The sequence below is a fragment of the Sphingomonas sp. 66-10 genome, assembly GCF_001897045.1.
Lineage (GTDB): Bacteria > Pseudomonadota > Alphaproteobacteria > Sphingomonadales > Sphingomonadaceae > Sphingomonas > Sphingomonas lycopersici.
This window is the reverse complement of sequence record NZ_MKRR01000137.1, coordinates 83875-90768: the sequence shown is the minus strand read 5'-3', so window position 1 is coordinate 90768 and position 6894 is coordinate 83875. Positions and strand designations below refer to the sequence as shown.

General features: G+C 66.0%; 5 protein-coding genes. 4 read left to right on the top strand and 1 reads right to left on the bottom strand.

Translation table 11 applies throughout. From position 1 onward, the window contains the following. A partial coding sequence (locus tag BGN95_RS18860; RefSeq protein WP_286773662.1) for a TonB-dependent receptor occupies positions 1–2081 on the bottom strand: 2081 nt, incomplete at its 3' end. Positions 2082–2489: 408 nt separating this feature from the next. Here BGN95_RS18860 and gabT point away from each other — a divergent pair. The 4 genes from gabT to BGN95_RS18840 all read left to right on the top strand — a co-directional run. Beyond that, entirely contained in the window at positions 2490–3749 is a 1260-nt protein-coding gene (gene gabT, locus BGN95_RS18855; protein ID WP_286773661.1) for a 4-aminobutyrate--2-oxoglutarate transaminase, read from the top strand. Beyond that, positions 3746–5206 carry an NAD-dependent succinate-semialdehyde dehydrogenase gene (locus BGN95_RS18850; protein ID WP_286773660.1) on the top strand — a complete coding sequence of 487 codons (1461 nt, stop codon included), beginning with the start codon at positions 3746–3748 and terminating at the stop codon, positions 5204–5206. The genes gabT and BGN95_RS18850 overlap by 4 nt, the downstream gene beginning before the upstream one ends. Positions 5207–5244: 38 nt before the next feature. Continuing rightward, positions 5245–6357 (top strand): alanine dehydrogenase, encoded by a 1113-nt coding sequence (ald, locus tag BGN95_RS18845; protein WP_286773659.1) that lies wholly within the window; start codon positions 5245–5247, stop codon positions 6355–6357. A gap of 89 nt (positions 6358–6446) precedes the next feature. Continuing rightward, the coding region (locus BGN95_RS18840; RefSeq protein ID WP_286773658.1) for an NAD(P)-binding protein at positions 6447–6894 on the top strand (448 nt) is incomplete at its 3' end.

Below are 6894 nucleotides of genomic sequence, written 5' to 3'. Positions count from 1 at the left end.
GAGAAGGTCCACGGCGGGCCGCCGATCGCATCGCCGGCCGAGACCACCGGGCTGCTCGATCCGAACGCCAGCGTCTGGGTGTAGACGGCATCGGTATAACCCACCGACGCATCGATCGAGAGGCCGTGTATCGGCATGACGGTCAATTGCAGATCGAAGCCGCGGCTGCGCGCCTGGCCAAGGTTACCGGTGAACTGGATGCCGCACGAATTGAGATTGACGCTCTGCTGGATGCCCTTCCACTTGATCGTATAGGCGGACACGGCGATCTGGAGCTTGTTGTCGAACAGCTTGTTCTTGCTGCCGATTTCGAAGCTGCTGACGGTATCCGACTTATAGCTGTCGGGCGAGGAGGTCAGCCCAAGCTGCTTGAGATCGGGGGCGCAGGCGTTGAACGGAACCGGCGCATTGGCGCCCCCCGGGCGGAAGCCCTTGGCCCAGGTCGCGTAGAGCAGGTTGTTGTTGTCGACCTGCCAGTTGACCCCGACCTTCGGGGTGACCGGGGTTTCCGATGCCTCGCCGGCGCCGGTGGTGCGCGCGCCGTTCTGCGAGCCGTCCGAGAAATTCACGAACGAGAATTTGGTATGCGCGACGCGAACGCCGCCGCTGATCTTCACTCCCGCAAGCAACTCATAGGTCATGTCGAGGAAACCGGCGATCTGGCTGTCGGTGCCTTTGGTGCTGGTGATATAGCTGTCTTGTCCGTAGAGCGGATAGCCGAAGAAATCCTCGAGGCTCTGCCCGAACACTGCGTTGAAGAAATCGTTGCCCTGCGGATCGACGAGTTCCTCGATGCTCCGCTGCACCGAATGCTGGTAGAAAGCGCCGATGACCCATTTGAAGCGTGCGTCGGGGTTGGCCGACTGCAGACGGATTTCCTGGGTCCAGATCTTCTGGGTGTTGGTCACCTTCGACGGGCTGAGATAGCGCGGCAGCGCCGGATTGACTCCGGTCGGGGTCAGGAACGGGAAAAAGGCCTGTCCGGGAACGCCGCCGTCCTGAAAGCCGCAGCCGCTTTCGTAGCAATCCTGATAATAAGACAGGTTGTAGAGCGTTCCGTCATATCCGGTATAGTTGGTTCGGCTGAAATAAGACGTGTTCAAGATGAACGATATACTGTCGGTATCGTACCGGATATTGAGCGTCGGAAGAATATATCTGTCCTTCGATCCGCGATATTCCGGCGAGCCGTTCCTGAAATCGCCGTTGGCGATATTGGAGATCGCCGGAAAGAAACTGTCGGTCATGTGCGTCGTGCGTTGCTGCCACAGGATCGACGGGGTGATCAGCAAGCCCTCGGTCGGCTGCCAGGCCAGCGCGCCGCGCAGCACCGTGACATCGCCGTAATTGATGTTCTTATTGTCGATCTGGTTGGTCTTGTAATCGACATGATCGATATAGCCGCCGTCGCGGCGATGCCACGCGCTCAGCCGCACGCCGAGCTTGTCGGTGATGATCGGCGTACCGATTGCGGAGCCGATCTCATAGCTCACGCCGCCGCCCTGCGTCGCCGAAATCTCGGCGCGGTCATAGGTGCCGAAGGTGGTGAGGCTCGGTTGCGGGGTGATATAGCGTACGGTGCCGCCCTCCGACCCCGCCCCGAACAACGTGCCCTGCGGCCCGCGCAATACTTCGACGCGATCGAGATCGAAGATCGCCGGCGCGGAATTGTCTGCGCTGAAGCCGAGATTGCGCATCTGGATCGGCGTATCGTCGATATAGATACCGGTGGTCCCCGATCCCGCGCCAGACGAAATGCCACGAATACTGATCTGGTTGCCGTCGGAATTGAAGCGGACGCCGGGCGTGAAGCGCGCGACTTCGTTGAAGCTCTTCATCCCCTTCGAATCCATGCTCTGCTGGGAGAAAGCGCTGATGCTGATCGGCACCTTGGAGATGAACTGCGCCTGGCGCGTCGCTGTGACGACGATCTCGCCCGGATTTCTGTCGCTGGCGGCGGTTTGCGCGGGCGGGGCGCTTTGCGCGCTGTCATCGGTCGTGTCGGGCGATGCGACGGTCTGTGCGACGCTCGGCAGCGGCAAGGCCGCGGTTGCCAGAAGAATCCACTTGTCCAGGCGCATGTTAGTCCCCCTTCGGATCGCTGTTTTTCGTTGAGCTCGGCGATTGTTCGACCGGCGTACGCAACTTCCCCATCAAGAATCGGCGGTCGCACGAACGATAATGACACATAATTGTGATCACAAGTCAATTGTGATCACAAGCAGTTCGAAAAGGGGCGTCTCGGCGAGCCGGCCGGACTCGATCGAAACCCGTGCTTTTCTGCGATTTCGCGGGCAGATATGGGCGACGTCACCGGGGGTGGCGAGTGGTAGCGCGAGGGTCCGACGAGGCGTCGGTGCCCGAAAAGCTCGCTCACTTCGCGCTTGATTTGCATTATGTGATCACAGTATGCGCTGGCAACCGATGCCAAACCCAGCCGGATCACCGGCCGCGTCACGTGACATCGCGAGCATCCGACCGGAGGGCCAGTGACCAACGCCGATCTTCTCAAGCGCCGCGAAGCGGCCGTGCCGCGCGGGGTCGCGACCGCGACCCCGGTTTTCGCGGGTAAAGCCGCCAATGCCGAATTGTGGGATGTCGAGGGGCGCCGCTTCATCGATTTCGTCGGCGGCATCGCGGTGCTCAACGTCGGGCATCGCCACCCGAAGATCGTCGCGGCGGTGGCCGATCAGCTCGATCTCTATTCGCACACCGCGTTCCAGGTCGTCGCCTATGAGCCTTATGTCGCGCTCGCTGAGCGGCTCAACGCGCTCGCGCCGATGGCGGGCGCGGCCAAGACGATCTTCTTCTCGACCGGGGCCGAGGCGACCGAGAATGCGGTCAAGATCGCGCGCGCCGCGACCCGGCGCAGCGGGGTGATCGCGTTTCGCGGCGGGTTCCACGGCCGCACGCTCTTCGCCTCCGCGCTGACCGGCAAGGTCGCGCCATACAAGCAGCAATTCGGCGTGATGCCGCCGGGGGTGTTCCACGCGCCGTTCCCCGATGCCGAGGCCGGGATTTCGAGCGAGGCGAGCCTTGCCGCGCTCGATGATCTGTTCGCGGCGGATATCGCGCCGCACGATGTCGCCGCGATCATCATCGAGCCGGTGCAGGGCGAGGGCGGGTTCCGCATCGCGCCGGTCGACTTCGTCCGGCAATTGCGCGCGATCTGCGACCGGCACGGCATCCTGCTGATCGCCGACGAGGTGCAGACCGGGTTCGCGCGCACCGCGCGGATGTTCGCGATCGAACATTATGGGGTCGAGCCCGATCTGATGGCGGTGGCCAAATCGATGGGCGGCGGCTTCCCGCTCTCCGGGGTGATCGGGCGCGCCGCTATCATGGACAGCGTCGAGCCCGGCGGGCTCGGCGGCACCTATGCCGGCTCGCCGATCGCCTGCGCGGCGGGGCATGCGGTGCTCGACGTGATCGCGGAGGAGCGGCTGCTCGATCGTGCCGAGGCGATCGGCGCGATCGCCCAACGTCGTCTCGAGCAACTGGCGGCACGCAACGATACGCCGTCGATCACCGGCATCCGCCGCCTCGGCGCGATGATCGCGTTCGATCTTCCCGACGCCGCGACGACCAAGGCGCTGTGCGGTGCGGCGCTGTCGCGCGGGCTGATCCTGCTGAGCTGCGGCGTCGAGGGGCGCACGATCCGCATCCTCGTGCCGCTGACGGTGAGCGACGCCGTGCTCGACGAAGGGCTGGCGATCCTGGGTGACGCGCTGGCGGAGACCAGGGGATGATCGCCGATCTGCTCGGCCGCCGCGATCTGCTGCGCGGCGCCGGCTATATCGACGGCCAATGGATCGATCGCGACGACCGGTTCGACGTGACCAACCCCGCCGACGACAGCGTCATCGCATCGGTCGCCCGGCTCGGCCGCGCCGAGGCGGTCCGCGCGGTCGATGCCGCGGAAAGGGCGCTCCCGGCGTGGCGCGCCCTGCCGGCCAAGGCGCGGTCGGTGATCCTCAGGCGCTGGCACGATCTGATCCTCGCGCATGGCGACGATCTCGCGCGGCTGCTGACCGCCGAACAGGGCAAGCCGCTGGCGGAGGCGAAGGGCGAGATCGCTTATGCCGCGTCGTTCGTCGAATGGTTCGCCGAGGAGGCCAAGCGCGCCAACGGCGATGTCATCCCCGGGCCGACCGCGACGCGGCGGCTGGTGGTCGTCAAGCAGCCGGTCGGCATCGTTGGCGCGATCACCCCGTGGAATTTCCCCGCGGCGATGATCACGCGCAAGGTCGCACCAGCGCTGGCGGTGGGATGCACCGTCGTGCTCAAGCCGTCCGAACTCACCCCGCTCACCGCCTTTGCGCTCGCCGTACTGGCGGACGAAGCGGGCATCCCGGCCGGGGTGTTCAACATCGTCGCGGGCGACGCGCCGGCGATCGGCGAGGTGCTGACCGGCGATCCGCGCGTGCGCAAATTCACCTTCACCGGATCGACCCCGGTGGGCAAGATGCTCGCGGCGCGATGCGCGGGAACGGTCAAGCGCGTCTCGCTCGAACTCGGCGGCAACGCGCCGCTGATCGTCTTTCCCGACGCCGATCTCGACAATGCGATCGAAGGCGCGATGGCGGCCAAGTTCCGTAACACCGGGCAGACCTGCGTCTGCGCCAATCGGATCTACGTCCACCGCGATATCTATGACGATGTCGCGCATGCGCTGGCCGAGCGGGTCGCGTTGCTGCGCACCGGCGCGGGGCTGGGCGGCGCGACCGATGCGGGGCCGTTGATCAACCGGGCGGCGGTCGAAAAGGTCGAGCGGCATGTCGCGGATGCGCGTGCCGGCGGCGGGCGGGTGCTGACCGGCGGTGCGCGCATCGGCGATCGCGGGAACTTCTACGCGCCGACGGTGTTGGCCGACGTTTCGCCTGACGCGCTGCTGTGCCGCGAGGAGACGTTCGGCCCGCTCGCCGCGCTCGTCCCGTTCGACAGCGAGGCGCAGGTGATCGATTATGCCAACAGCGGCTCCGCCGGCCTCGCCGCCTATTTCTACACCCGCGATGCCAGCCGGATCTGGCGGATGGGCGAGGCGCTCGATTACGGCATGGTCGGCATCAACACCGGGCTGATCTCGACCGAGGTCGCGCCGTTCGGCGGGATGAAGGAATCGGGCCTCGGCCGCGAAGGCTCGCATTACGGGACCGCCGAATTCCTCGATATCAAATTGCTCTGCCAGGAGATCGCACCGGCCTGATCGCGTCGCGGCATCAAAACGTTCAAGGAGAGGGTTCAATGCGCATCGGTGTGCCCAAGGAAATCAAGACCCACGAATATCGCGTCGGCCTGACCCCGTTCGCGGTGCGCGAATATGTCGCGCACGGCCATGAGGTGATGATCGAGCGCGGCGCGGGAACCGGGATCGGCGCGGCCGACGCCGAATACCAGCGCGCCGGCGCGCGGATCGTCGAGACCGCGGTGGAGATCTTCGCCACCGCCGAGATGATCGTCAAGGTGAAGGAGCCACAAGCGGCCGAATGGGCGCAGCTGCGCGAAGGGCAGATATTGTTCACCTATCTCCACCTCGCGCCCGATCCCGATCAGGCCAACGGTCTTCTCGAATCGGGGGTTACCGCGGTCGCTTATGAGACGGTCACCGACGATCGCGGCGCGCTGCCGCTGCTGGCGCCGATGAGCGAGGTCGCCGGGCGGCTGTCGATCGAGGCGGCGGGCGATGCGCTCAAGCGGCATTCGGGCGGGCGCGGGCTGTTGCTCGGCGGGGTGCCGGGGGTGCGGCCGGCGCGCGTCGTGGTGCTGGGCGGCGGCGTCGTCGGCACGCATGCCGCGCGGATGGCGGTCGGGCTCGGCGCCGAGGTGACGGTGATCGACCGGTTCATTCCCCGGCTGCGCGAACTCGACGAATTGTTCGGCGGGCGGGTGCGCACCCGCGTCTCGACGATCGACGCGGTGGAATCGGAGATCGCAGACGCCGATGCAGTGATCGGCGCGGTGCTGATCGCGGGCGCCAGCGCGCCGCGGCTCGTCACCCGCGCGATGCTGTCGCTGATGAAGCCGGGGGCGGTGGTGGTCGACGTCGCGATCGATCAGGGTGGCTGTTTCGAGACCTCGCACGCGACGACGCACGCCGATCCCACCTATGTCGTCGATAATATCGTGCATTATTGCGTCGCCAACATGCCCGGCGCGGTGCCGCTGACGTCGAGCTTCGCGCTCAACAACGCGACGCTGCCTTACGGGCTCGCGCTCGCCGACGGCGGGGTGGAGGCAATCCGGCGCAATCCGGGGCTCGCCGCCGGGCTCAACCTGCATCGCGGGACCGTCTTCAACCAGGCGGTCGGCGCCAGCCTCAACCTGCCTTGGAAGCGGCCGGACGCGCTGGCGGCATAGGCCGGTGCGGACGCGCCTTGCTTGACAATAGCGGACCCTTTGCCAAAGGATGTCCGGCCAATGTGATCACAGATTTTTTGGAGAGCCGTATGAGCGACGAGCGCGCAAAGGATCACGGCGAGGATCGCGATCTCGGCATGGGGCGCAGGATCGAGCGACGCGATTTCCTGCAAGGCATGCCGATCGCCGCGCTTGCCGTGGGGCTCGCGCCGCAACTTGCCGAGGCCGCGGCGGTGGAGCGCGCGGCGCAGGATCGTCCCGGCTATTATCCGCCCGCGCTCACCGGGATGCGCGGCAGCCACCCCGGCTCGTTCGAGGATGCGCATGCGCTGCGCGACGGGGACGCGGTGGGGAGCAAGCCGGTCGATACCGGCGAGGTCTATGATCTCGTCGTGGTCGGGGCGGGGATCAGCGGCCTCAGCGCCGCGCATTTCTACCGCGAAGCCGCGGGCAAGGGCGCGCGCATCCTGATCCTCGACAATCACGACGATTTCGGCGGGCACGCCAAGCGCAACGAATTCACCGTCGGCGGCCGCC

Excerpts from the sequence above, each read along its gene's own strand:
- BGN95_RS18850 (WP_286773660.1), top strand. The coding sequence starts at position 3,746 with ATGATCGCCGATCTGCTCGGCCGCCGCGATCTGCTGCGCGGCGCCGGC.
- ald (WP_286773659.1), top strand. The coding sequence starts at position 5,245 with ATGCGCATCGGTGTGCCCAAGGAAATCAAGACCCACGAATATCGCGTC.